We start from the raw sequence: 24,603 nt of genomic DNA, 5'->3' as shown, positions 1-24,603 counted from the left end.
TAATGGCGCTAATGGTAATAGACCTTGTTAGGTGATTATTATCGTCCGGATAATACGCGGAAGCAATGGTTTCATAAATCTAAAATAGTCTATGGACTGTTCAATAAATTTTGTGAGTGCTGCGGAGATGATTTTATAGGATCAGCTCCGCAAGACGATGAATGCCCTGCTCAATTGCTGCCTCATCTATTTTTGCAAACCCTAATACCCATCCTTTTCTTTTGCTATCCAAACAATAGGGCCCAAGAGGGTACACACGTATTCCATGTTGTAGGGCTAACTTTGTCACAGCTTCTTCGTCGAATGTTTCCTCAGCTTCTAATAACATATGTAATCCAGTTTCTACTCCACTGAGCGTGAAGCGCTCCCCTAAACCGCTAGCCATAATAGCTTTTGCCATGACCTCGTGTCTTCGCCGGTATACGTTTCTGACTCTTCGCATATGGCGCATAAAATGACCATTTTTAATGAAGTGGGTTAGTGTTAGCTGATCCATAATCGGAAGATGACGGTAAGTCAGCTCCTGCACCTTCGCTAGTTGAGCAATTGCCTCGACTGATCCAACAATAGCCGAAATACGAATGCCTGGTGCAATCATTTTAGAGAAACTCATGAGATACAAAGTATTATTAGATGCCTGACTAAACAGCGTTGGCAGCGGCTCCCCGCGATATCGAAATTCACTATCATAATCGTCTTCAATGATCCAAAATCGTTCTTGAACGGCCTTATGCAGCAATTGTTGCCGGCGGGGCTCCGACATAACGACCCCTACTGCGCACTGGTGGGAAGGGGTGGCAAAGACCAGTTTGGATTGCGGGTGAATATGCTCAACCACTAGACCATACTCATCAACAGGAACGGGTACCACATTCATACGGCGGTATTTCATTGCCATCCAAGCAGCTGGGAAACCTGGATCTTCTACTGAGACAGTGTCCCCATCAGCTAAAAGTGACTGTGCGATTAAGTCAATACTATGCTGAGCTCCTGAGGTCAACAGAATCTGATTGGTTTGGACATGTATGCCCCGTTCAAGTGATAAATAACGCTGTATTTGCTCACGTAATGGTGTGTACCCGTAGCAGTTACCGTAAGCCCAGCTTGATAAATCCATTTCAGAGGATGCCTGGAGCAGCGATTGCCGCCAGTTTTTTTGAAATTGTTCATCCAAATAGGGTTCATGGGGACTGAAATCAATATCCACTTCTAGCGGTTCTTTACCTCTGAACCAGTCATGTAATTGATCAACAGCTGAGTCTAGCAAGGAGAGTGAAGGAGGTGTGGGGCCCTCTGTTTCTATTTCCTTCGTTGATATAGCGACTTGCTTCCATGTACTAACTCGCGTCCCTCCCCGGCGGGAGGTAACTGTATAACCCCGACTTAACAATTCCTCATAGACGATCTGTATAGTTGAGCGGGAGACACCTACGATGTGCGCAAGTTCGCGGGTAGGAATCAGTAGTTCTCCTGGTGCCCAGACTCCGCTAGTAATATTATGGATCGCTTGATCAAGCAATTGCTGCCAGATCGGTCGCTTATCATTACGAATTACTTTCATCATCGTACATACCTCCAAATAGAAACTCCAATCATAAAAAGCTGATTATGGATTGCTCTAAACAGCGAATTATGGATATTTTAATGCAATCCATTCATTGATATACTACCGTAACAACGCTGGTATCCGCAATTTAAATAAAAGGAGAGATTCGATATGAATTCGGTTCGTTACAAGACCAGGGAATGCCTAGATCAAGAGAAGATTGAAAGGTTCCTTCACCAAACGAGATTAGGTTATCTGGGGTTGGTTGATGGGAACCTCCCTTATGTTGTGCCACTTAATTATGTATGGACTGAAGGGAAACTGTATATTCATGGGGCTGGAGATGGAAGACGTAATCAGGTCATGCGTGATAATCCGGAGGTATGTTTTACGGTATGTGAGGAATACGGAACTATTACAGATCCGGTACCAGCCAAAACGGATACAGCTTATATGAGCGTAATGATTTTTGGACAAGCAGAACCGATTTCAGATTTGGATGAAGCCACACATGTACTTCAGGAATTGATCAATAAATACGTACCGGGTTATTATAATCGCCCCTTGTCCAAGCAGCATGTGGAAAAGTATAGATCGGCTGTATTTGGCGGTCCGGTTCAAGTTTATCGGGTAATTCCGTATCATATCACGGCAAAAGAAAGTCCTATTGAAGCAGAAAAAATGTATAAAAGGGGCATGGGTACTGGACGAGATGTTTAGCCGCAAGATACCATTACAAATGGTGTTATGCTAACGAGGTCTTTGGCAGCCTTTATGTCCTAATCATATGGGGAGAGGGAGGCTTTTTAGAGGTACTATCTATCAAAGTAGGCCGCAATCCAATGAAGGAGGGCGGCCTACTTATTTTTACATTTATTTAGGTTGTTTACGTCTTCTGAGATAGGCCCAGAACACAAATACCGCTACTAGAGCAATAATGGCGCTAATGGTGATAGACCTTGTCAGATGATTATTATCGTCCGCATAATATGCGGAAGCAATGGTTCCCGACCCATCCTGCTCGTCATCGGAAGAATCGTTCTGCATCGTTTGTAACACATCAATTAAATGCCCGGGTGCTTGAGGCTCCGAAATATTGCTTAGTCCTTTTGTTTCTGCTGATGAGGCTTGTTGTGGGGCGATGATTAGTTCCTGATTGTCTTTCTTGAAGGCAGCTATATATTCGTCCCGCTCACGGATAAGTGTAGGCTCACTCACTTCACCCTCAGCTTCTAGTGAATGAATAGCATAGGCCAAAGTATTAGGATTTCCTCCAAACTCAGTAACTTGATAGGACCCGTTTGAATCCTTTTGAATGATCATTTTAGATTTGGGTATTCCGCCCGATAAAATAAGAAACTCCCAGTTGTCTTGGGGTGTGGCCGTTTCAATCAGACTATCGGAAGCCGCCCTAAGCTTAGCGCCATCAATAAAATGAATCTGCATTCCTTGACCTACGGTAATTTCACTAATCTCTGCTTCATTGTTGTAACCATACCCTTCAGGATCTTTAGATAGCCCTTCTTTAATCAATGTTAATCCTTCTGTATTTGCAAAAGAAACAACATCTTCAGTTACGGTCTGAGCCCATACAGGTGAGAAAAAAGTCAGAAATAAAACGAATGAAGTTACAGTTAAAAGCAGCGTTTTCTTAATGGGAAGCCCTCCTTAAATATATTTGTTGAAGCCATGAAGTCCCCATCTCCAGGTTCTATCGTAGCTGGAGCCACCTTTAACGTTGGTGTATAACATGGAGGTTTTTGTGCCCCCACTCGGGTTCATGTGTTGAATCCAATCATTTCCACTATATGTGTCGTACCCATAGATAACTACTGCGTGCCCGCCACCGGTAGCACTATTCCATTTCCAGCTTACATATATAGGACTGCCAACATTATCAATCTGGTTTTTTACATCGCTGTAAGATAGTGCTCCTGTATGATTCCAACTGGAGACACCATAATCATGAATGCCTTCTTGAACAGTTCCATAAGATTCACTCTCGTCTGTTGTACAGCCGGAGGTTCCCTTCACATGATCATAAAAAGAACATTGGCTTACAGAGATTCCGTAATATTGAAGTATGGTAACGCTAGTCGCAGCCCAGCACCAATTATTCTTAGCTTGTGTAGCTGTAGGGTAGCCAATTAAATTAGTCGCATATGCTTGGGAAACAAAAGAAAAAAGAAAGACTGAAACAAAGGTTCCAACAAGCATCAATCTCTTTTTTAAAGATAATTTCATGAATGGAATCAGCTCCTTATTATGGATTAATATTCCTTTTAATAACACTATTAAAATACCATATATTAACTTATGTGTAAAGTTTAAATATTTTTCCGTTTTTATAATAGAGTCTACACATTTGATATGGAGAGGGGGATACTGATATGGATAAGAAAATATTGATGCTCGTAGGAATACGTGCTCCAATGATCCAAAGCAAGCCATTCATAACAAAAGCCACTCCGCTAAGGAATGGCTTTTCTTCATTTACTCTGCAATTACTAGTTACAACTGAGGTTCTTCTTTGCTAACTAGGTTTGCTTTCTTTTCAATCATGAGCTTGTTTTTCGTGGGCATAAATAAGGTTATAATAAATGCGGCAATGGATAAAATCATCATGAAGTAGTAGGCGTCACTTGCCCCAAGAATTGATGTAAGGGATTTAAGAATCTCAGGAGTAGTGGAGGGATTGTTCAGCATCACTGTAGTTGCATGACTTGTTGCCTGCACTGTATAAATTGTAATTACGACAGCAGTACCAATGGCCCCGGCAATTTGGCGAACGGTATTGTTCACAGCTGTACCATGAGTGCCAAGTTGTTTGGGCAACGCATTTAGTCCGGCTGTATTGAGTGGCATAGTAATGAAGCTTAATCCAATTCGCAGGCCAATAGTACGAATCATTAGATACGTATACGTAGTTGATTCAGATAAATCTGTTACCGCCCACATAGATGGAATAATAAACAATAGACCAATGATGAACAGCGGCTTCGCACCGAAACGGTCGTATAGTTTACCGGTGACGGGTGACATGAACGCATTTACGAGTGCGCCCGGCAACAATAGTAGTCCTGCATCAAATGCTGTAAACCCGCGGCCATTCTGCAGATAAATAGGCAATAAGATCATATCTGCGTACATCATCATCGTGATTAATACGTTAATAAGAGATGTCATCGTAAAAACCTTATTTTTGAAGACCGACAGGTTTAGCAGCGGATCATCCGATTTGATTTGTCGAAGACAGAATACGGCTGTTACCACGACCCCAATCCCTAAGGTCAGGATCACGATTACATCATCCCAGCCTTTACTGCCTGCACTACTGAAGCCGTATAAAATCAAGCCAAATCCGACGGTTGATAAAAGAACACTTATGACATCAAGCTTCGACTTAGACGTCTCAGATACATTCACTAAATACTTGAGTGCCAACGCTATAACAATGAGGACAAGTGGAATAAGCCCGATAAATAACCAGCGCCAAGAGTGGTATTCGACAACAAAACCCGCGAGCGTTGGCCCAATAGCAGGAGCGAATATCATCGCCAGTCCAAGCAGTCCCATAGCGCTGCCACGTTTTTCAACGGGGAAGATCGCCAGCACAACACTCATCATGAGCGGCATTATAATGCCAGCACCGGCAGCTTGGATCATTCGTCCGATTAAGAGTAGACTAAAGCTCGGCGCTGCTGCACAAATTATAGAACCGATTAATAAAAATGACATGGCACTTATAAATAATTGCCGTGTTGTAAAACGTTTCATTAAATAGGCCGTAATCGGAATCAAAATCCCGTTGATCAGCATAAATCCTGTTGAAATCCATTGTACGGTTGTTGCCGTTACATCAAATACATCCATCAGACTACTTAAGGCGACATTTAAAAGCGTCTGATTGAGTGTGGATAAGAAACAACCAAAGATTAAGATGGTTAGTAAGATCCCTTTATTTATTTTCTTAATGTCTTCTTGCATGTTGCAGTCCTCTCTTCATTGCTTTTTCGACATAGTGTCAATAAAATAAATCATATCAGGATTTAAATAGTATTCCTATTTGCAATTTTATTGAAAATGTCGACTAATCGACAGAATAGGCAAATTAGTTGATGAAATGCCATTTAAACGATAATAGAGGGATGAAATGACTGAACATAAAAGAGTTGACCCACGAGCTATTCGCTCAAAAAAGATGCTTAAGAACGCCGTTTTTTCATTATTGGCCGACAATGTGGAGATTTCGCAATTGACCGTCCAAAAAATCGCCAACCGCGCGGAACTAAATCGTGCAACGTTTTATTTGCATTATGAGGATATTAACGATTTATTGCGCCAGATCGTACATGAAATCTTCGATGACCTGTCCATGAAGGTTGAACCCCTATTACAAATGAAGAGTAACAACGAACAGGAGCAGCTGGTCACCTTTTTAAATTATTTTTTTGAATACCGGAAAGTTTTTGCTGTATTGATTGAGCATAAAGGCTTCAAAAAACACTTGACCAACCTGTTAAAAGGTACTGTCGAAAAACGAAGAAACGCGAGGAACATTGACCTTACTAAGGAGGTAGTCTCCGTTGATATTATTGCAGCCTCACTACTGGGGATTATTATGTGGTGGATTAAGGATGGCAACCAATATAGCGCTGAATACATAGCGGGGCAAATTACCTTGATGTATAAAAGAAGGTATTTATAAGGGCTTTTATGATATATTCAAGTAAAGTTTGAGTCCCTAGCCAATAATCTAAAAAGGAAGTGCGAACAATGGATTTAGAAACGGTCATGCAAGAGCTTGAAGCTCTCGGCAAGGAACGCACCAAGAAAATATATCTATCCAATGGCGCGCACGAACCGCTTTTTGGTGTGGCCACAGGCCAGATGAAGCCCATCTTCAGAAAAATAAAACATAATCAACCCTTGGCCGAGCAGCTTTATGCTACGGGAAATTACGACGCTATGTATTTTGCCGGGGTGATCGCGGAGCCTAAAGCAATGTCAGAGTCGGATTTTGAGCGGTGGATTGCTGGCGCTTATTTCTATATGCTATCGGACTTTGTGGTGGCAGTAACGTTGGCGGAGACGGATATTGCGCAAGAGGTTTCTGATAAATGGATTGCAAGTGAGATAGAGCTGAAAATGTCGGCGGGCTGGAACTGTTACTGCTGGCTGCTCGGAAATCGCCCGGACAGTGAATTTTCCGCAGAAAAATTGGCCGCTATGTTGGAGCTTGCTAAAAATACGATTCATGATGCTCCTGAGCGAACGAAATACGCAATGAACAATTTCATCTACACTGTGGGCGTATCCTATCTGCCGCTTCATGATAAAGCGGTTGAGATTGCAAAGGACGTTGGCCCGGTGGAAGTCCATACCGGTAGTGCAAAAAGCAAGATTTTGAATGCTTCAATTAATATTCAAAAGGCAGTTGATAAATCGCAGCTCGGCTTCAAACGAAAACATGTAAGGTGTTAGTCAATCATGGACATCAATGACCTTATTGCTGTATGGAATCACGCGAATTGCAAAGTAGTTGATATTCGTCGGATGACCCTTAGACCTGGCGAATCTATACCTTCCTATTACGTCCCCTCAAGGTTGTTTCTTATGTCGATTCACGGTAATGCTACAGTTAACCTGGGAAGCCAAGTTCACCGTTTACAGCGCTTTACAGTGCTTCATGTAGGCAAAGGAACTGTGCTCAACATTGACGCAGGCAGCGAGGGGCTGGATTACTATAGCATTTATTATAAAGTGAGTATGCATCCCTCACTACCCTTAGAGATTGCTACGCTATACGAGGGCGCTAAATCCTTTGATCATTCGTACAGCATGACGCCTGACAATTCGGTAGCGCTGTATCGCATAGTGAGCGAGATGTTTAAGGAGTGGGGGAAGCCGCAGCCGCTTGCGCGGTTGCATGTTCGCACTTTACTTCATCAGTTTGTGTATGAGCTACTCCATCAAATGTCGGTGCACGGTGTTAATACGACTAAGCGTGATCTGGCCGCCCGGATCGCCGACATTATCCATGAACATTATACGGATAACATTACGCTGGAATCATTATCGGAAAGCCTGAACTATAGCGTCCCCCATTTATCTTCCTACTTCAAAATCCGTACTGGACTTAGCCCGATTGATTACTTAATTAAGGTGCGCATCGAAAAAGCGGTGGCACTTCTGCTGGAAACAGATGCTACGCTGAAAGAAATTGCAGTGGGCGTCGGTTATCAAGATCCTAGTTATTTGGGCAGGCTGTTCAAAAAGTATAAGGGTGTTTCCCCGATTAGCTATAGAGAATTGCATTCCAGAAAGAACAAACTAGAAGATAGTCCTGCCACAAACATAGAATCCTCCATTGTTGCCCTTGAATCATTTGACTATACTGATTATATTGATAACGATTATCAGTATCATTTTGATGAAGAGGGAGATTCATTCATGTTTAAACATTCAAGGCCTACGCTGGCATCGGTATTGCTGTTAAGTTTCATTTTGGTACTGAGCGCATGTGGTACAAACGGTGCTACGGAGAATGCTGCCTCACAGCAGCCGAAGACCAAAATCGTTAAAACGGTTAACGGTGAGGTGGAGATCCCCCTTCATCCCAAAAGAATTGTTGCAGGTGAATATCTCGGCAGCTTAATTGCGCTGGGCATTACACCCATCGGAACCTCCGAACATCATATTAAAAATCCATATTTTCAGGAGTATTTGAAAGACGTTGAGAATATAGGGGACGGAAATGGAAATGTAGAGAAAATTCTGTCGCTTAATCCCGATTTGATTATTATGGATGATTTCTATCCTGAGCTAAATGAGCAGATGTCAAAAATCGCACCTACGGTCGTTATTCCATACGCTTCCTTAAAAACGGTACATGAGGAAGTGGCTTATTTCGGTGAGCTGCTTAGTGAAGAAGATAAGGCCAAAACCTGGCTTGCAGACTATGACAGCCGTATGGCCAATGCCAAGGAGAGCGTATTGAAGGTTGTGCCAGCAGATAGCACATTTTCCATTATTGAATGGTCTGAAAACAGCTTGATGGCCGTCGGAACAGACTTCGGCAAAGGTGGACAACCAATCTATAATGGATTGGGATTTAAGCCTCCTGCGGATATCGCCGCCGAAATGGCCGATCCGGGCTGGGCTTCATTCTCTGCTGAGGTCTTACCAAAGTATGCCGGTGACTATATTATTCTTACCTCCGACTCGAAAAAGCTGGATGAACTTAAAGCCGACCCGATCTGGGGCGCACTGCCAGCAGTCAAAAATGATCACGTATTTCTTTGGACAAGCGATCGCTCCGGCTACTGGGACCCGATAGCTATTCTGAGTCAGACAGAAGAGTTGGCGGCTTGGCTGACAAGCCACTAATACAACGTGTATTCCAAACCTAAAAGGCGCCCCTTCGGGTGCCTTTTTAGGTTTTTTTGGAGATGGTTCGCCGCCATGTGTTCTATGTGTCATTCTCCAGCTGATTCTGCAGTAACATCAAGATAATTGATCCTGTATTGCGACGGTGACAGCCCATATTTCTTCTTAAAGGCAGCAGCAAAATAAGAACTACTATTAAAGCCAACTTCGCTGGCAATGTCGTTAATATTGAAATCTTTCTTCTCCACCAGTAGAGCTGCGGCTCTTTGCAGTCTTAATTGATTTATATAATCTGGAAAGGTCTTCTGCGTATAGCTGTTGAACAGTTTGCTAAAGTACGATGAGCTCATATTGTATTTTTCAGCAAGGGCATCAATGGATAGCGTATTATCGTTAATATGCTCATGGATATACTCGATCGCCTTCATAATGTTGTTTTGCACCGTTAATGAACGGGAAGTTTTTAACTCTAAACAAGCACTGTCGAGCATTGTTTTTAGCAGGGTACTAAGCTCATCAATATTATTGCAGCTTTGCAGCTTCACATAGACATCCAGATAGATGCTACGGTATTCCTTATTTTCTACTATGGAGTTATGCGCTAGCATAGCAGCATCAGCAAGCAAATTGGCTAAATAACTTAAACCTGCTTCATACTCAATATTTTTCACAAGCTCAAGTAAAGCTTCTATATTTTCAAGAGGGATCGTTTGCAATTGGTTGCTTTTAATTAGCTCCAAAATCTTCTGTGTCAACTCATTCGCTTGCCCTTTGGATAGACTACTTGGTGTAAAGGTGTCAAAGATAAAGTACGTCTGCTTGTAGCAAAACAATTTATTTCTTATCAAATGTTGGGCTTGTTCATAGGAATCCGGTAATTGCTGCAAGTTATATGCTATTTGTGAAATGCCTATAGTGATATGAACTTTATAGTTCTCGGCAAGCTTATGAATCATTTGTTCAGCGTATTGCGCCACAACTTGCAGATCGTTTAGTAAAATACCCGACCTCCCTTCGCTGACAATTAGAATGAACTGATTGCTGCTTATAGGATAGGCTTTATAATCTATTTCCTGGCTCCATATTTGTTGCCCGACATTTTGCAAAAGAAGTAAGAGATTATAATCGAGATCTAGAGCAGAAGGTGCAGTAACTTCTACACTGATAACGCGATAATGTCCTTGATCTCCTAGCTTTTCTTGCAGGCTTTTCAGTTCTCGCGGCAGTTGCGGGTCTGCATTTTGTTGACTATAGTTACGCTTTTGAAGAAAATCTATAAATTCATTGCTGCTGTGCCGTGATTCCAAGGCACTCATTTTAGAAAGCGCTTTCGATATTGTCAGTGATGCTGTTTGTATCTCATCATAATGATTTCCATGTTCTTGCTCCTCTTCATCATCCTGCTCCGAGTTTCTGAAGGCTGTATAAATATTGAGCAGCATATGATTAACTGGCTTGTAAACTTTATTAGTGAACACATAACTTAATAATAGCGCAATGAAAATAATGAAGATGGAAAAGATAATAATCGCATTTCTAGCCTTAAGTAATTGTTCAATACTGCTTTGATAATCCATGACGGAAACGATACTGTATCCTTCACGCCCATTATTTACATAGGAAATTACTATATCTTCATCTTTACCCTTATTTTTTGATGAATAGCTGTTATAGCCATCTGTGGCATGCGCTATTTCATTTAGTGTAGTTGGTGCTATGGGATAATTATTGTTTTGTTCAGTTATAATTTGGCTTGTTTGATTATCTACGATTAATATACTGTCAGACTGATCTTCATAGCTGGAAAGAATGCTCTTACGTAATGTTTCCGTATTGGAGACTATGATAATACCACTTTGACTAGTGCCGTATAAGGCTGTGCGCGAGGTTTGAAAAAATACGAGTCGCTGGCTGCCATCTGCTAATGTAATCGGAATAGGATAACGATCCGTCTTAGATTGCAGTACTTGCTTTAAAATATTTTGTTTTTCATTTCGATTAAGATAGTAGTCATCCAGTTCATAAATAATGTCATCCTGATTAAAAAAGAAAATGGAGTTGACGGATTCGTTCGCATTCAAAATCGGGTGTAAGTTATTGCTTATCTCTATCGCGTCCAATACGCTGGTGTTTTCATAGTCATAAATGTAAGAAATAGATTTGGGCATTTTATTAATAAGCTCTGTCAGGCGACGGTATTGATCTAGTTTGCTGTTGTATACGGTACTGATATTTTCCAGCTTATTTCGCAACATGTCGTTAATTTGATTTTTCATATATACATTAAAATATTGGAAGGCCGCAACATTGATAATAATTACAGTAATAATAGAAATGGATAAAAAGTTCATATAGACTTTGAACTTAAAGCTTTTGCGCCATCTATTGGCATATTTACTTACAAATTGTTTGCCTGGATTCAACAGCTTCAATAGCTTCATTCCCTCCTTATATGAAATTATGAAGGAATAGCCTAATTGTGAGTTGATGAATCAGGCTATTCCGATAGTCATATAAGCTTAATTAGTTGCTTTTTTGCTGGAAATGAACTCACTAAATTGTTTTTGATATTCAGCAATAAATTTTTCTAAACCGGCATCACGCAGCTTTTTCAAGGCAGTGTCAATATTGGAGTCATAGTCTTTAAAACCTTGTGATATGGGTTGTATATATTCTTGTTCTACGGCTTGCATTTGAGCGTATTCCGTTTTAACGGGCTCCATGTTGAAGGAGAAGCCAATATCTTTTTGTAGTATCGAGCCTTCGTTCCAATTTTGATACGTACTGATTTGTTCTTCAGTAATATAATCTCTAAATCTTGTGAAATGAATGTTATCAGGCAACCAAGTGTCGAACAATGTATCTTGATTAATAAACTCAATCTGTCCATCAGCAGTTAGGTTATAATCTTTGCCTTCAACGCCATACAGAATAAAGTCTGTCCATTCTTGACTGCTTTGCAGTAAGTTAATTAACTTCACGTAACCCTCGAGTTCAGCACCCTTTACATTAGCCCCAACTGCAAACGCTGTAGAATATGTGCCGCGTGACATTAGTGGTTTTTTCGCAGGATCACCTAAATAGTAGTTTTTGAACACCGCATTAGGGTTAGCTTTGCGTATGGCATCCATATACTCAAATACGCGATAGCTTGCACCCATGCCGAATAATGCTTTGCCTGCAAAAAACGATGAATCTGCTTGTGCAGGATTTGACAAGGCGTAGCTTGGGATAAGACCTTCTTTATTCCATCTGCGGGCGATATCCGCCATTTGTTTGTATTCATCCGATTCATAAAAGCTGTAGACAGTCGGATCTTCCGGCTTGTTGCCATCGGTCATAATAAAGCTATACGGCTGATAAATATTAATGTTCGAATTAATCGAGCCATTGAAGATATTCAAGCTCCAGCCGCGTCCTGAGCCAATCATATCAGGATATTTTTGCTTTGCCAATTTGTAAAATTGCTCAACATCCTCAACGGTTTTCAAATCGGTCATACCGACTTCTTGCAGCAGATCCTCTCGTGCAATAATCACATAATTTTCTCCAGCATTTGGTTTATTGCCGAAAGGTAATGCATATTGCTTTCCGTTGACCTTCCAGATGTCAAACGCTTCATCGCCGCCCGTATTCTTTTTTAAATCGCCAGCATATTTTTCAGCAGCTTCAGTCAAATCAGCGTAATAGCCCTTGGCAACGGATTTTGCCATAAATGCAGTATCGGTATATGTGGCGAATTTTTCGCCGGATGATAGCATTAGCTCGGTTTTACCAGTTGCATACTCGGTCCATGGTAAATATTGAATACTTACATCGACGTTAATCGCTTGCAGAACCTTGTCATGAAACTCATTTTTCGCAAAATCAGCCATACGTTTTGACTGCTCCCCGTAAAGCACTAACGTTGCTTTGGTCGGCTGATCGCCACTGCCATTATTGTTATTGTTGCTACCAGCTTCGTCCCCTTGCGACTTGCCGCCGCATCCGCTTAAAAGTCCCGCCAGCAGTAAAGATGCAAGCAGTAAGGTGAACCCTTTTCTCGATTTGCCCATAAGAACACTCTCCCAAATTTATATTTAGCCTACTAAAATTCAAATAGGCCTAACTACTATTGTTTTTTCTTATTATCCTTTTACAGCGCCAACAGTAACGCCCTTAACAAAGTACTTTTGTACAAAGGGATACAGCAAGATAATCGGACCAATCGCAATACAGGTAATTGCCATCTTAATCGTTTGCGAGGGCAGAATAACATGGCCTGCCATGGTGCCACTTGGATTGGCTGCAAGGTATTGAATATTGGCCATCATTTTGTACAAGATGTATTGCATCGTATATAGCTCGGGGTTATTATTGAGCATTAATGGTAAATAGAAGTCATTCCAATATTGCAGTGCATAAAATAATGAGATCGTAACAAGCCCCGGTTTGGCTAACGGCAGCATCATTTGCATAAAAATCCGCCCATGACCAGCGCCGTCAATTTGTGCACTTTCCAGCAATTCTTGTGGGATGGACTTGAAGAAATTACGTAGCAGATACATATTGAATACATTTATTGAATAAGGCAAAATCAATGCTGCCAACGAATCCTTCAGGCCGAAAAATTGTGTGGTCACTAAATACCACGGCAACATACCGCTGTTAAACAGCAGAGTAAAGTAAGCGAAGAACGCCAGTTTATTACGGTGCTTAAAATCTTTTACGGAAATGACGTAGGCAAAGCATGCTGTTATCGACACCGATAGTAGTGTGCCAAATATTGTCGTAAACAATGTTATCTTGTAGGCTTTTAAGATCATAAAATCAAGATTGGAAAATACATAACGGTAAGTATCCAATGAGAAATGACGTGGAATAATCGAAAAACCTTGCATAGTGATCGCCATTTCATCAGACAGTGAACCGGAAATCGCTAAAACAATCGGGAACAAGCAGAATAGTGCAAATATTGCTGAGCAGACATAAAAGGCTATATTAGTTAACTTATCAGCATTTGATCGTTTCAAATAGACACCCCCTTAAAATAATGTGGAATCTTTGTCGTACCAGCTTGTAATCTTGTTAGCGATAATAACAAGGAAGAAGCCAAAAACAGATTGATATAACGAAATCGCCGACGCAAACGCCATCTCACCATTTCTTACGCCGCTGCGATAAACAAATACATCGATCAGATCCGTGAAGGGTAACAAAATCGGGTTCATATTCGTCAAGCCGATAATCATATTTAGGTTACCGCGCAGCATATTGCCGACCGATAATAGAAACAAAATAATGATGGTCGGTTTAAGCATAGGAATTGTAATTTTAAAAATTTGCTGAAGTTTACTGGCGCCATCTACCTCGGCGGCTTCATACATGGAGGAATCAAAGCCAGTCAACACACCAAAATAAATAATGGAGTTATAACCTGTACTTTGCCAAATCACCACAATGACCAGAATCGGAATCCAAATCCACGGCGTAGCATAAAAATCATAAGTTGAACCGGTGATGCTTTTAATAATCTGATTTAGAAAGCCTGTTTCATTATTCAAAATTGCATTTAGAATGGAGCCAATAACCATCCAAGACATAAAAAACGGAAAAAACATAATGCTTTGATTAACTTTGACGAATCGGCGACTAGAAATTTCATTGAGCATAATAGCAATCGCTACCGCGAAGATGGTGCCAAATACAAAAAATAAAATATTGAACATTATCGTATTAAATGTCGCCCGCATTGCAGTATCAAAATTGTTAAAGAAAAATTGAAAGTTTTTAAAGATGGGATCTGCCCATGGGCTGTTAAAAATACCTCCGTCAAAGCGATATTCCTTAAACACTAAAATCGACCCTGCCATTGGCAAGTAGGAAAAGGCCAACAGCGCTAATATGCCGGGCAGTGCCATCATATAAAGAAGCCCGTCTTTTTTGAGTGCGCTCATAAACCTATTGCTTGTTTTTTGTCTCAAATAAATTCCCCCTCACTTAGTTGCCATGCATAACAAGCTACCTGTACTCCTCTAATAAAACGCTTTCAAAATCTAAATGAAATACGTACTCCAAATAGTAATCTTTTGGGTCTTAAAGTAAATCGCAATTAGAGGAGAAGCTTTTAAAAACGAGCATTTTACCCTCGTTTAGGCTATTAATTTCTCGCATTTTTATTAAAAATCCGTATTATGTGTTTAAATCCAGCGGTAATTAATGTTATTGACAAAATATTTGACAATGATTAGTATTGAAAAATATTAAAAATGAAGTTAGCGGCATAACAATTAAATAATTCGCAAGCTATGATTGCTATGGATCACACTATAGCAGGAGCAGCTTCTGGAGAGACCGTGGGGGATTCCCCCGGCGCCGAAGGGTTCACAATCTCAGGCAAAAGGACAGAAGAGTACTAGATAATTCATTTGTTATTCTGATCATCGTCAGAATAAAGGAATGTATTTTATTTATTATTCTTAGACCTAAGAGATTGGAGCGTATCCAATCTCTTTTTTGTTATCATTTTCACTTGTATATTTTTTCACATAAGGGGGAGTTTGAAATGGCAGCACAAGAATTAAAGAGAGATTTAGAGAATCGGCATGTTCAGCTCATTGCGATTGGTGGAACCATCGGTACCGGATTATTTTTAGGATCAGGTAAAGCTATACAGCTGGCAGGACCATCCATCATTTTTGCTTATTTAATCGTGGGTATCGCTATTTTTTTTGTGATGAGGGCATTAGGAGAACTTCTGTTGTCTAAAGCAGGTTATCAATCTTTTACAGACATTGCCGAAGACTATCTTGGACCGCGGGCGGCGTTTGTAACCGGATGGACCTATTGGTTTTGTTGGATCATGACGGCTATGGCCGATATTATAGCTGTTGGGGTCTATGTACAATATTGGTTTGATATCCCGCAATGGATACCCGCAGTCATTTGTTTAATTATTTTATTAGGACTCAATTTATTAACGGTAAAAAGCTTTGGCGAATTGGAATTTTGGTTTGCTTTAATTAAAGTAATCACTATTCTCGCTTTGATTGCTATCGGGGTAGTCTTACTGGTGATTGGATTCAAAACAACTACCGGAACCGTTGCGCTCAGTAATATTTGGGCACATGGGGGAGTATTTCCAAACGGCATTTCAGGGTTCCTGCTTTCATTTCAAATGGTTGTGTTTGCTTTTGTGGGTGTGGAATTGGTGGGCGTATCGGCAGCAGAGACCTCCAATCCAGAAAAAACTATCCCATCGGCGATTAATAAAATACCTTTGCGAATTCTATTTTTCTATGTGGGTGCTATTATTGCCTTATTATGCATCAACGCTTGGACAGAACTAAACCCGGCAGAAAGCCCTTTTGTTAAAACATTTAGTTTAGTGGGGATTCCGATTGCCGCGGGGGTTATTAACTTCGTTGTATTAACTTCAGCTGCGTCCGCTTGTAATAGCGGGATGTTCTCAACAAGCCGGATTCTATACAATCTAAGCAGAAATGACCAGGCTCCAGCCAACTTTGCAAAGCTTAATAAAAATCATGTACCAAGTAATGCTTTATTCATATCCACACTTGTCTTATCTGTAGGCGCTTTGTTGAGTAAGCTGATTCCGGAGACGGCTTTTGGCATCGTGACAACAATTAGTGCCATTTGTTTCATCTGGGTTTGGGGCGTCGTTCTAATTTGCCATTTGCGATATAAAAAGACGAAGCCGGAATTGCAGGCCAAATCAAAATTCAAAGCACCGTTTACACCCTTTGTGAATTATGTTGTTCTAGCTTTGTTTGCAATCATACTCATAATTATGCTATTTGCTGATGAAACTCGTCCGGCCTTATTGTTGACGCCTCTATGGTTTATATTATTATTTGTTTTGTATTCGATAAATAGAAGAAAGAGGGAAAGAATAACGCCTGATCCAAGAGCACGTCTCGAAGGTATTCGGACTAACACGGAGATTCGGCATGATTAGTCGGTGAGGATGCTTGGTGATATTACAGTTGGATAGGCAGACATAGAAATCCACCACCGTATACGGTGGTGGATTTTCTCATTAATGAGGTCGATGCTCTTTTTCGAACTTATGTATGCTATCGGGATATTCTTCCATGTTTTTTAATCAGTCTAAAATTATCCTCTATTTAAAATCAACTTTGATTTGTGCTATCTCACTATTCGTGCCAATTCGTAATGGCGGTCCCCAAGTCCCTGCACCAGATGTAACGATGACGTGAGGGCTGTTAGGATTCTTCTGATAGTGGCCATAATCTACTGTAAACATAGCATTGGTGATCAGATTTGCAGGGAATACTTGTCCTTGATGCGTATGTCCGCTAAGTATCAAATCAACGTCATCTGCGTATTCAATCCTATTGGTTGGTTGATGATCCATTACGATAACGGGCATATTTGTATCAATGTCACTCATCACTTCTGAAGTCATTGCTCTGGGGTTCCCTTGATTACCAATCGGTGATGAATCCCTTCTGCCAACAACAACGAATTGATTATCAATAACGACATGCTCATCATTTAGAAGTTTGATATTACTCTTATCTATAAAGTTCACGATCTCATCGTATGAGCGTCCTGCATCATGGTTACCTAAACAAGCATAAACTCCATAGGTTGACTGAATAGTACTTAATAACTCTATTCCTTTGGAAGGGTTAGAGAGCGCATAGTAGTTACCATTAAATATATCTCCTGTCATCAACACCATATCCGGCTGTAGTCCATTAATACGATCAACAACGTCTTCAATAAACTTTACATCATTTACGTAGCCTAAATGTAAGTCGCTGATCAGGACGATATTTAACTGATCTAATGAAGTGTTTTTATGTATTTGGAGCGGATAGGTGACTTCTTTTAAATGATTTGCATTATAAATCCCATAGGACACCAATCCTATGACTAGAATTAATACTATGAACCTTGTATGAAAAATAACACGTGCTGGTGTAGGAGAAGGGAGGACCTTGATCCATTTACTAATTAGTAAGATTACATCTGAAAGGATCAAAAGCAAGAACAAATAGAAGTAGATACCCATCCAATAGTCCCCGAATTGACCAATAAAATTAACAATATTTGAATCGGTCGTCATAGCTGAAGAAGACAATAGTAAATTAATAATGATGGTTAACGCACATAAGCTGTAGATGACTCCATATATGATCCCGTTTATATGTGAAAATATATGTTGTAACCATTTAAAAATCTTTCTCGCAATGTAATAGTTAGTTGCCGCGTACATAGCGAATATAAATAAAAATGCAAATACCATAGGGTACACCATCCTAATGCTTTAGATATCAGAACTAAAGTGAATACAATAATTATAGCAATAATTACTAGTTTCAGAAATTAAATGGGGTATTGAGTTTACAGTTTTTTTCAGTTATTGTTTATTACTATTTCAGCTGATATAATTCTTATTTCGACAATCAATTTAAAAGTGGTGAATTCATGAGAGAGTTCTACAGTCGGGTGAATCGAAAAACCTATTACATATTAATGTTAATGATCATCGTTCTTATGATGTCTGGATTAATACTATCTACTCTAGAGTTAGATGGAATTGATTTTGGTTATATCATTCATTTTTTATGTGTGGCGTTTCTAACGGTTTGTTTATGGATTTACCCTAAGCATGAGACACATACTTTTAGAAAGATTATCATTCTATTTGGATTTGCGTATTTTTATACGCTATTCTTTTTATATCCTCAAACTTGGACTACCTATATCCTCATTTGTCTTATTCCTGCACTCTCTATTCTATTTTTTGATTTAAAATTGTTCTATTTTTCCTTCATTATAAATGGAATACTGATGGTAATTACATTTGGCTATATCCTCTTGATTGATAGAGGGGATCTATATACATATTTACATTATGATATTCTAGGGAATTTCATTAATATAATAGCGGTTCAAGTGTTATTATTTTTCATTTTTCAAATATCATTTAAACGGATGAAAAAACAGCAGCTTTATTATGAACAATTACAGCAATCTGAGCGCTTAAAGATGGTTGGACAATTGACAGCTGCCGTTGCGCATGAAATTAGAAATCCAGTGACAGTGGTTAGAGGTTTTTTACAGTTTTTTGATGAGGATCCTTCATTTGATGATCCTATGAAAAGAAAATTTAAATTAATGATTGATGAATTGAACACAGTAGAACAGATTATCTCGCAATTTCTAACCCTTTCAAAGCCAAATGGAGAACAAAAACTAGAAAAAGTAGATGTGAAGGATGTTATTGAGAGTGTCACAGGATTGCTCCATTCCTACGCAATGTTATCTGATAATCAAATTGTTACCTATGTAGAAGAAGACTGCAAGATCTCTATTAATAAAATTGAATTTAAGCAGCTGCTTATTAATATAATAAAAAATGCTTTAGAGGCTTCGGATGTTGGTAGATCTGTCTCTATTATGGCGAATAGGAACAATAATTTTATTGAGATAACAATCATCGATGAAGGAAGCGGGATGTCGGAAGCTGAGGTTAAGTCGCTAGGGACTCCTTTTTATTCATTAAAAAGTAATGGAACAGGTTTAGGATTAATGATTTGCTTTAATATCGTAGAAAAGTACGGCGGGGAAATTTACTATAGTAGTTCTGAAGGTAAGGGGACAACAGCTACTATCCGCTTTTTATCTATAAATGACCAGTAAAACGGAACATTCTTTCCGTTGAAAGAAGGGGATTACCTCAAGCCTTCGGCCGGAGAGGTAATCCCCTTTTCCTAGATAAATATGTTTATGTTTGCTGCGCTAACGATTATTTTAGAGGGATTTTGATCTCCAGTTGCTTGTTATAATTTTTAACTACATTGCCTTTGGCATCTACTTTATAAGCCCCGGTGTTGCCTTTTTCAAATACGGCTTGATACGGTCTGATAATCAGATATTCTGCCGCTGAGCTAGGTGCTTCGAACAATAAATCTTCAGAAACCGTATTTTGAGTTGCTGCAACAGAATCCCTTGCAATAAATTCTAATTCATTTCCCAGATTATCATAAATGTCATATCCTAAAGCCTGCGCTTGGGTGGCAACCCCCTTAATCGCTAAAGCGATACGCACAGAAGTCTCTCCCGCAGCAACACGGGTGGTTTTGATTTCAAATTGGTTGTCTTTCTTTATAGCAGGCAGCTGAATGTTACGCACTAATGCTGCTTGCTTGAGAGAAAATTTAAGTACATACGGTTCATCGATTCCGTTAAGCTTCACATGGATACTCAATTCAGAGGAAGCCAGGTTTGCCTTTTGTTGCTCAGTTAGCCATTCGGTCTGCAATACAACAACCGCCTTGTTGGCATCACCGTCACTGATCCAGCGAGGTGTTTTTAAATCCATGCCTCCTGGTTGAGTGAGCTTGGCGTCTATTCCCACAATAGTACCTTCTGCAAGATAGGGCTCACCTTTATCATTTAAAGTTACTCCTGCGAGCATTCCTGAAAATAACGATCCCTCACGGCTCAGGTCGATCTTAATATAGTTACCATCAAACTGCGCACTGCCCTTTAAAGTAAGCTGATCGTGTGAATCGGCCATTTTTGTTGTATTCAGGGAAGCTTCAACAGCGGGTTGAGCACTGGATGCTTGGGTTAAAGCTGGCATTCCCAACGCTCCTAGGCATACAGCAGCACTTAAAATTACAGACATCTTCTTAGTCATTTTTTTCATGATATTATCAAGCTCCTTAATTTTTATTTAACTAGCACGTTTATCTCTAGACCGTCAATATAATGCTTCACTGGGTTTCCAGAACTGTCTGTTTTAAATGCTCCATTCTTACTTTGTGGGTTCTCAAACTCATAAAGATAGCCACGGATTGTGAGCATATTAGGGTGTTTCTCAAATGGCTCAGTAAGCAAATCGACATTAAGTGACCTATTGGAAGTCGAGAGGACTTTCTGTGAAATATCTTTCAGCACCTGTCCTTGTTGATCCTTTACTTCAAAGCCCACTAAACTCAATGCTGCATGGTCTTCGTTTGTATCCTGTTCCAGCATGAGCGACAGGCGTGTCGTTAATGGACTATATTCCAGCTTTTTCAGGATCAAACTCCATCCTCCAACTTGTGCGCGTATATCAGGTGTAGAAATTTTATTAATCGTAGCCTTCCGCGCAGGAATTTGGAGAACAAACGGTTCATCCATACCGTTTAAGCCAAGAGTTACGGTCAATACAAATCGATCAGGAAAAGGTTTGTTGGAGATTCCGGAATTCGAGGAATCCACTAGTCTAAAAATAGCTGTGTTGCTTTCCGCACCTTCTATCCAGCTTAGAAACGGCATAGCTTTCCAGAGACCATCAGAAAATTGCTCCAGGGAAGCGCCGTCGATCAATACTTCTGCAGAGGTTATTGCACCTTTCGCTAAAAAAGGCTTCCCATCCGCTCCAATCGTTACTCCGGCTAGCTTACCTTCCAGTTTTTCTCCCTCACGCTTCACCGAGAATGCCAACCGGCTGCCATCAAATACAGCCTCTTCGGCAGACAAGGTGATCCCTTCATGGGTATCACTGCTGTTTAGACGGGAAGTCAGTCCCAGACGCTGGGCCGCTTGTAACCCTATATCATCTGCCCGTTCAAAAATACCGCCTATCAAGGGAAGCTGCTTGAGCGCATTGGCCAACGTAGGCGGATAGATAGCCGTTAGCATAACACTTAACAATATCGCCGCAGTCACAGCAGCTGTGATTTTTGGATATATCCGCTTTTTCTTTTCCTTTTCCACAGGATCCTGGACAATGGTGGCCAGCGATGCATAAATCGAATCCTGCCGTGATCGTAGTAAAGGAGGAAGCTCCTGTATATTAGCTTTCCCTAGCTCCCTGATCTGCTTTTCTAAATTGTTATTATTCATTAGCAAGACCCTCCTCCCGCACAGGATGTATCTGTTTGGACAACAATCTCCGTGCGCGATGAAGTCGTGCCCTGACCGCTCCCTCGGAGATGTCGAGCACATCTGCAATCTGCTTAATGGATAAATCGTCATAATAAAAAAGCACGATAGCAAGCCGCAGGGATTCGTCCAACTGATTAATGAAGCTTTGCAGGTCTACGTTGCCTGAATCTTCAAAATGCACATAGGAAACGACCGGTTCCTCGGGAATTTCCGCCACAGCTATAGTTCGTTCTCGCATACGAAGTAACTGATTGCATTCATTAATCAGGATGCGTATAACCCAGGTTTTAAAAAACTTAGGCTGTTTAAGGTTGGCCAACCCTTTATACACCTTCAGTGTTGTTTCCTGAAGAGCATCCGCGCAATCTTCATCTTTTAGCAGAATGGTTTTGGCTAATCTGTACAACTGGGATTCCAGTTGCCTGAAAAGACGGGTAAACGCCTCGTGGTCGCCTTTCTGCGCTTTTTTGATATCCAGTTCGTTTTCCAGCAAATGATTTTTCCTCCTTGAGGGCCCTCTGTATAATTAGATGGAGAAGACATCCAAAAAGTTATATTTAGGATAAAATTCATTCTCCTGCACAAATCACTTACCTCGGTAGTAGTATAAAGTCCGTGCAATTCATTGTTTTTGGCAAGGGGAGCTTCAAGTGGATAAACTGAAAAAAATCCAGAATTACCACCTTGTCTGAAAAGAAGTAGTGGGGTAATCCTGAATTAAAAAGTGTATACATATACCTTGGTACGCAGTGTGTCCGTGCATGTTATGGTACGGACAGGCTGCATGCCTGGAAGGGCAAAACAAATGCTAATGACCACCGCGCCCGGCAGTAGCTCACGCTTGAACTTGTCCCCCAGCCGTTTCATCGCTCCGGGAAATAAGTAACAAAGAACAATATCCGCATGCTCGTAAGAGCTGCTATAAATATCCCCACGTACATAACGAAGCCTTCCGCGGAGCAGATTCTGGCTTTCGTCTGCTCGCAGCATACGTGTGCCGAACCTAGCAAGCAGCTGGGATGTCCACAAGGGAATACTGGAATTTTCAATGCCTGTCAGCCTTTTGCCTGGACATTGGCGAATAACATCCATGCCAAGTGTTCCCCAACCCGATCCCGCCTCCACAATGCTGCTATATCCCGGAATCCGATTCACCTCAACGGCAACAGCCGAGCGTACAGATTTTGACGTAGGCATCGGCGATATCCCGTTTCTCCAGCTCACCAGCACAATCGACACCATGGATAACAAGGCTGCGAAGGCGATGAGCCAAGCGATGGCTTGAATCACGATCAATACTACCATTCCTTCTTCATCTGCTAGAAGTTGGCTTCAAATTCTCTTACTTTCTCCCAGCATTTCGTTTATTAACTTCATATGGATAAAGATCCTGAATTTCCTTGCTTTCAATATCTTGACCTACATAAAAAATCAGAGTGGGATCATTTGCTGGATGGGCATAAGAAAGATAAGTGCGATGTATAAAATCAAAGTCCATCTTACCCAGCTGGAAATCGAGTTGATATTTATCTTCTAAATAGACTTCAAATTGCTTTTTTAAAGCCAGAGACTTCCACGGAAGTCCAAAGAATAAAAAGTAGGTTCCTATAAGAAATATCAAAAAAATTAAGAGGAAAAGCGACTTTTTACTGAGAATGGTATGTTTTATAATTCATAACCCTCCCTAGCGTTTATTCTACATGAACTTTGCTGGACATATCAAAATCAACCTCTTCAAGAAATTCGATAACTTCTCCATTGGGACTATGAATGATCGCGTTTTTTATTAGAAGAGGCGGTTCGCCCAGAGACAGAGAGTCCGGTGCTATAAAAGCCTTTGCCCCATGTACAAGGGCTTTTTGATACATCTCCTCTACATTATCTACATAGAAGGCAAGGTGTAATAACGCTCCGTGCGCTATATCTTCATCAGACAAGGCTTTTTTTCCTTGAGCGGCGATGACTGCATCATTATCAAAAATCTCAATACAGGTTCTGCGGTCAGGCGAAATCAGCATGGAGGCTTCTTTGATCTGAAAGGATGGCAGACTCCAATGATGACCTAGCTTGAATCCTAAAACGTCAATATAGAATGAAATAGTTGCTTTATAGTCTTTAGCTTGAATCGCTACATGTGCAAGGCCTTTTACACTCATTTATAATCGCTCCCAACTTTAATATATACTTATTATAGTTGTATTAAAATATGAGATATATATATAAGATAAGTGTTTTGTAGTAATATGGTTATTAAATTTAAGGTATTTTAGTGGAATAAGTTTATTTTATAAAATGGGTTTAGGAGGCGCTTGCTATGGAACAACTTGTGGATGAGATTGATAAAAAGATTATGCAATTACTTCAGTACAATGCCCGAATGTCCATTTCACAAATCAGTAAAGAGGTTTCGATGTCACAACCCTCTGTTAAAGAACGAATGATCAAGTTGGAGGAAAGGAATATCATTTCTGGGTATCATACAGCTTTTAATCTACGAGATCTGGATCGGGGCACAACTACGTTTATTCTATTAAAAACAGAACATTGCCAAGAGATTACGGATTTTTGCAAATATGCTATGGAAGTTACCGATTTATATCGGATTAGCGGAGAATATAATTACCTCATAAAGGTGCAAACCGCGTCGATTGAGGAGTTAGCTGAATTCCAAGACAACCTTATAAAGTTTGGACCTTCAAAATCTCATATCAGTCTAAAAAATATATTGGAAAACAGGGTGTTGCTCTAAAGCCCAT

22 protein-coding genes and 1 riboswitch are annotated in these 24,603 nt (G+C 40.4%); of the genes, 7 read left to right on the top strand and 15 right to left on the bottom strand.

Annotated elements, in window-relative coordinates:
- Window positions 1-133: 133 nt before the first annotated feature.
- Entirely contained in the window at window positions 134-1,564 is a 1,431-nt protein-coding gene (gene pdxR / locus NYE58_RS35440; RefSeq protein ID WP_341004167.1) for a MocR-like pyridoxine biosynthesis transcription factor PdxR, read from the bottom strand.
- Between the two features lie 153 nt (window positions 1,565-1,717).
- Between pdxR and NYE58_RS35435 the strand changes: the two genes are divergently transcribed.
- Window positions 1,718-2,266 (top strand): pyridoxamine 5'-phosphate oxidase family protein, encoded by a 549-nt coding sequence (locus NYE58_RS35435; protein ID WP_036682364.1) that lies wholly within the window; start codon window positions 1,718-1,720, stop codon window positions 2,264-2,266.
- Between the two features lie 153 nt (window positions 2,267-2,419).
- Here NYE58_RS35435 and NYE58_RS35430 read toward each other — a convergent pair whose 3' ends face one another.
- From NYE58_RS35430 to NYE58_RS35420, 3 genes are all read right to left on the bottom strand, one after another.
- Window positions 2,420-3,079 carry a hypothetical protein gene (locus NYE58_RS35430; protein WP_341004166.1) on the bottom strand — a complete coding sequence of 220 codons (660 nt, stop codon included), beginning with the start codon at window positions 3,077-3,079 and terminating at the stop codon, window positions 2,420-2,422.
- 135 nt (window positions 3,080-3,214) lie between these two features.
- A complete protein-coding gene (locus NYE58_RS35425) occupies window positions 3,215-3,790 on the bottom strand; it encodes a C39 family peptidase (RefSeq protein ID WP_076124249.1) in 576 nt (191 codons plus the stop codon).
- 267 nt (window positions 3,791-4,057) lie between these two features.
- Complete coding sequence (locus NYE58_RS35420) at window positions 4,058-5,533, bottom strand: DHA2 family efflux MFS transporter permease subunit (protein WP_076220610.1); 1,476 nt, start codon at window positions 5,531-5,533, stop codon at window positions 4,058-4,060.
- Between the two features lie 166 nt (window positions 5,534-5,699).
- Here NYE58_RS35420 and NYE58_RS35415 point away from each other — a divergent pair, with 166 nt between their 5' ends.
- The 3 genes from NYE58_RS35415 (at window position 5,700) to NYE58_RS35405 (ending at window position 8,935) form a co-directional block, all read left to right on the top strand.
- A complete protein-coding gene (locus NYE58_RS35415) occupies window positions 5,700-6,254 on the top strand; it encodes a TetR/AcrR family transcriptional regulator (RefSeq protein WP_076220609.1) in 555 nt (184 codons plus the stop codon).
- A gap of 68 nt (window positions 6,255-6,322) precedes the next feature.
- Entirely contained in the window at window positions 6,323-7,030 is a 708-nt protein-coding gene (locus NYE58_RS35410) for a DNA alkylation repair protein (protein ID WP_076220608.1), read from the top strand.
- A gap of 6 nt (window positions 7,031-7,036) precedes the next feature.
- A complete protein-coding gene (locus NYE58_RS35405) occupies window positions 7,037-8,935 on the top strand; it encodes an AraC family transcriptional regulator (RefSeq protein WP_341004163.1) in 1,899 nt (632 codons plus the stop codon).
- An 89-nt stretch (window positions 8,936-9,024) separates the two neighbouring features.
- Here NYE58_RS35405 and NYE58_RS35400 read toward each other — a convergent pair whose 3' ends face one another.
- From NYE58_RS35400 to NYE58_RS35385, 4 genes are all read right to left on the bottom strand, one after another.
- A complete protein-coding gene (locus NYE58_RS35400) occupies window positions 9,025-11,367 on the bottom strand; it encodes a helix-turn-helix domain-containing protein (protein ID WP_341004161.1) in 2,343 nt (780 codons plus the stop codon).
- 87 nt (window positions 11,368-11,454) lie between these two features.
- Window positions 11,455-12,990: a DUF3502 domain-containing protein gene (locus tag NYE58_RS35395; RefSeq protein WP_076276309.1), complete on the bottom strand. Its 1,536-nt coding sequence runs from the start codon at window positions 12,988-12,990 to the stop codon at window positions 11,455-11,457.
- A gap of 72 nt (window positions 12,991-13,062) precedes the next feature.
- The gene (locus NYE58_RS35390) at window positions 13,063-13,947 is read right to left on the bottom strand and encodes a carbohydrate ABC transporter permease (RefSeq protein WP_076218853.1); all 885 of its coding nucleotides are present in this window, start codon (window positions 13,945-13,947) and stop codon (window positions 13,063-13,065) included.
- 12 nt (window positions 13,948-13,959) lie between these two features.
- Window positions 13,960-14,898 carry an ABC transporter permease subunit gene (locus tag NYE58_RS35385; protein ID WP_139331004.1) on the bottom strand — a complete coding sequence of 313 codons (939 nt, stop codon included), beginning with the start codon at window positions 14,896-14,898 and terminating at the stop codon, window positions 13,960-13,962.
- 351 nt (window positions 14,899-15,249) lie between these two features.
- A riboswitch (glycine riboswitch) is annotated at window positions 15,250-15,332 on the top strand.
- A gap of 147 nt (window positions 15,333-15,479) precedes the next feature.
- On the opposite strand from NYE58_RS35385, the gene NYE58_RS35380 reads away from it, so the two are divergent.
- On the top strand, window positions 15,480-16,892 hold the full coding sequence (locus NYE58_RS35380; protein WP_076191542.1) for an amino acid permease: 1,413 nt from the start codon (window positions 15,480-15,482) through the stop codon (window positions 16,890-16,892).
- A 165-nt stretch (window positions 16,893-17,057) separates the two neighbouring features.
- Here the strand turns inward: NYE58_RS35380 and NYE58_RS35375 are convergent, their stop codons facing one another.
- Window positions 17,058-18,209 carry a metallophosphoesterase gene (locus tag NYE58_RS35375; RefSeq protein WP_341004159.1) on the bottom strand — a complete coding sequence of 384 codons (1,152 nt, stop codon included), beginning with the start codon at window positions 18,207-18,209 and terminating at the stop codon, window positions 17,058-17,060.
- 230 nt (window positions 18,210-18,439) lie between these two features.
- On the opposite strand from NYE58_RS35375, the gene NYE58_RS35370 reads away from it, so the two are divergent.
- On the top strand, window positions 18,440-19,609 hold the full coding sequence (locus NYE58_RS35370) for a HAMP domain-containing sensor histidine kinase (RefSeq protein ID WP_341004158.1): 1,170 nt from the start codon (window positions 18,440-18,442) through the stop codon (window positions 19,607-19,609).
- Window positions 19,610-19,715: 106 nt separating this feature from the next.
- On the opposite strand, the gene NYE58_RS35365 is transcribed toward NYE58_RS35370, so the two are convergent.
- The 6 genes from NYE58_RS35365 to NYE58_RS35340 all read right to left on the bottom strand — a co-directional run bounded on the left by NYE58_RS35365 (window position 19,716) and on the right by NYE58_RS35340 (window position 24,003).
- On the bottom strand, window positions 19,716-20,621 hold the full coding sequence (locus NYE58_RS35365) for a DUF5643 domain-containing protein (RefSeq protein WP_341004156.1): 906 nt from the start codon (window positions 20,619-20,621) through the stop codon (window positions 19,716-19,718).
- Between the two features lie 23 nt (window positions 20,622-20,644).
- The gene (locus NYE58_RS35360) at window positions 20,645-21,805 is read right to left on the bottom strand and encodes a DUF4179 domain-containing protein (RefSeq protein ID WP_076276306.1); all 1,161 of its coding nucleotides are present in this window, start codon (window positions 21,803-21,805) and stop codon (window positions 20,645-20,647) included.
- Window positions 21,798-22,340 carry a sigma-70 family RNA polymerase sigma factor gene (locus tag NYE58_RS35355; protein WP_232061486.1) on the bottom strand — a complete coding sequence of 181 codons (543 nt, stop codon included), beginning with the start codon at window positions 22,338-22,340 and terminating at the stop codon, window positions 21,798-21,800. The genes NYE58_RS35360 and NYE58_RS35355 overlap by 8 nt, the downstream gene beginning before the upstream one ends.
- Window positions 22,341-22,564: 224 nt before the next feature.
- Window positions 22,565-23,152: a class I SAM-dependent methyltransferase gene (locus NYE58_RS35350; protein ID WP_076276305.1), complete on the bottom strand. Its 588-nt coding sequence runs from the start codon at window positions 23,150-23,152 to the stop codon at window positions 22,565-22,567.
- A gap of 37 nt (window positions 23,153-23,189) precedes the next feature.
- Entirely contained in the window at window positions 23,190-23,468 is a 279-nt protein-coding gene (locus NYE58_RS35345; RefSeq protein ID WP_341004155.1) for a hypothetical protein, read from the bottom strand.
- A gap of 70 nt (window positions 23,469-23,538) precedes the next feature.
- A complete protein-coding gene (locus NYE58_RS35340) occupies window positions 23,539-24,003 on the bottom strand; it encodes a VOC family protein (protein ID WP_341004154.1) in 465 nt (154 codons plus the stop codon).
- Between the two features lie 158 nt (window positions 24,004-24,161).
- Between NYE58_RS35340 and NYE58_RS35335 the strand changes: the two genes are divergently transcribed.
- Window positions 24,162-24,596 carry an Lrp/AsnC family transcriptional regulator gene (locus NYE58_RS35335; RefSeq protein ID WP_076276303.1) on the top strand — a complete coding sequence of 145 codons (435 nt, stop codon included), beginning with the start codon at window positions 24,162-24,164 and terminating at the stop codon, window positions 24,594-24,596.
- The last annotated feature ends 7 nt before the right edge of the window (window positions 24,597-24,603 follow it).

Origin of the sequence: Paenibacillus sp. FSL L8-0708 (assembly GCF_038009325.1) — a bacterium.
GTDB classification, from domain to species: Bacteria; Bacillota; Bacilli; order Paenibacillales; family Paenibacillaceae; genus Paenibacillus_AQ; species Paenibacillus_AQ odorifer.
Note: the sequence above shows the minus strand (reverse complement) of the source record. Positions and strands in the feature narration are given on the sequence as shown.

Bases quoted from the DNA above. Each gene is read 5' to 3' on its own strand.
- pdxR (WP_341004167.1), bottom strand. From the start codon at position 1,564: ATGATGAAAGTAATTCGTAATGATAAGCGACCGATCTGGCAGCAATTG.
- NYE58_RS35435 (WP_036682364.1), top strand. From the start codon at position 1,718: ATGAATTCGGTTCGTTACAAGACCAGGGAATGCCTAGATCAAGAGAAG.
- NYE58_RS35425 (WP_076124249.1), bottom strand. From the start codon at position 3,790: ATGAAATTATCTTTAAAAAAGAGATTGATGCTTGTTGGAACCTTTGTT.
- NYE58_RS35420 (WP_076220610.1), bottom strand. From the start codon at position 5,533: ATGCAAGAAGACATTAAGAAAATAAATAAAGGGATCTTACTAACCATC.
- NYE58_RS35415 (WP_076220609.1), top strand. From the start codon at position 5,700: ATGACTGAACATAAAAGAGTTGACCCACGAGCTATTCGCTCAAAAAAG.
- NYE58_RS35410 (WP_076220608.1), top strand. From the start codon at position 6,323: ATGGATTTAGAAACGGTCATGCAAGAGCTTGAAGCTCTCGGCAAGGAA.
- NYE58_RS35405 (WP_341004163.1), top strand. From the start codon at position 7,037: ATGGACATCAATGACCTTATTGCTGTATGGAATCACGCGAATTGCAAA.
- NYE58_RS35395 (WP_076276309.1), bottom strand. From the start codon at position 12,990: ATGGGCAAATCGAGAAAAGGGTTCACCTTACTGCTTGCATCTTTACTG.
- NYE58_RS35380 (WP_076191542.1), top strand. From the start codon at position 15,480: ATGGCAGCACAAGAATTAAAGAGAGATTTAGAGAATCGGCATGTTCAG.
- NYE58_RS35375 (WP_341004159.1), bottom strand. From the start codon at position 18,209: ATGGTATTTGCATTTTTATTTATATTCGCTATGTACGCGGCAACTAAC.
- NYE58_RS35370 (WP_341004158.1), top strand. From the start codon at position 18,440: ATGTTAATGATCATCGTTCTTATGATGTCTGGATTAATACTATCTACT.
- NYE58_RS35365 (WP_341004156.1), bottom strand. From the start codon at position 20,621: ATGAAAAAAATGACTAAGAAGATGTCTGTAATTTTAAGTGCTGCTGTA.
- NYE58_RS35360 (WP_076276306.1), bottom strand. From the start codon at position 21,805: ATGAATAATAACAATTTAGAAAAGCAGATCAGGGAGCTAGGGAAAGCT.
- NYE58_RS35350 (WP_076276305.1), bottom strand. From the start codon at position 23,152: ATGGTAGTATTGATCGTGATTCAAGCCATCGCTTGGCTCATCGCCTTC.
- NYE58_RS35340 (WP_341004154.1), bottom strand. From the start codon at position 24,003: ATGAGTGTAAAAGGCCTTGCACATGTAGCGATTCAAGCTAAAGACTAT.
- NYE58_RS35335 (WP_076276303.1), top strand. From the start codon at position 24,162: ATGGAACAACTTGTGGATGAGATTGATAAAAAGATTATGCAATTACTT.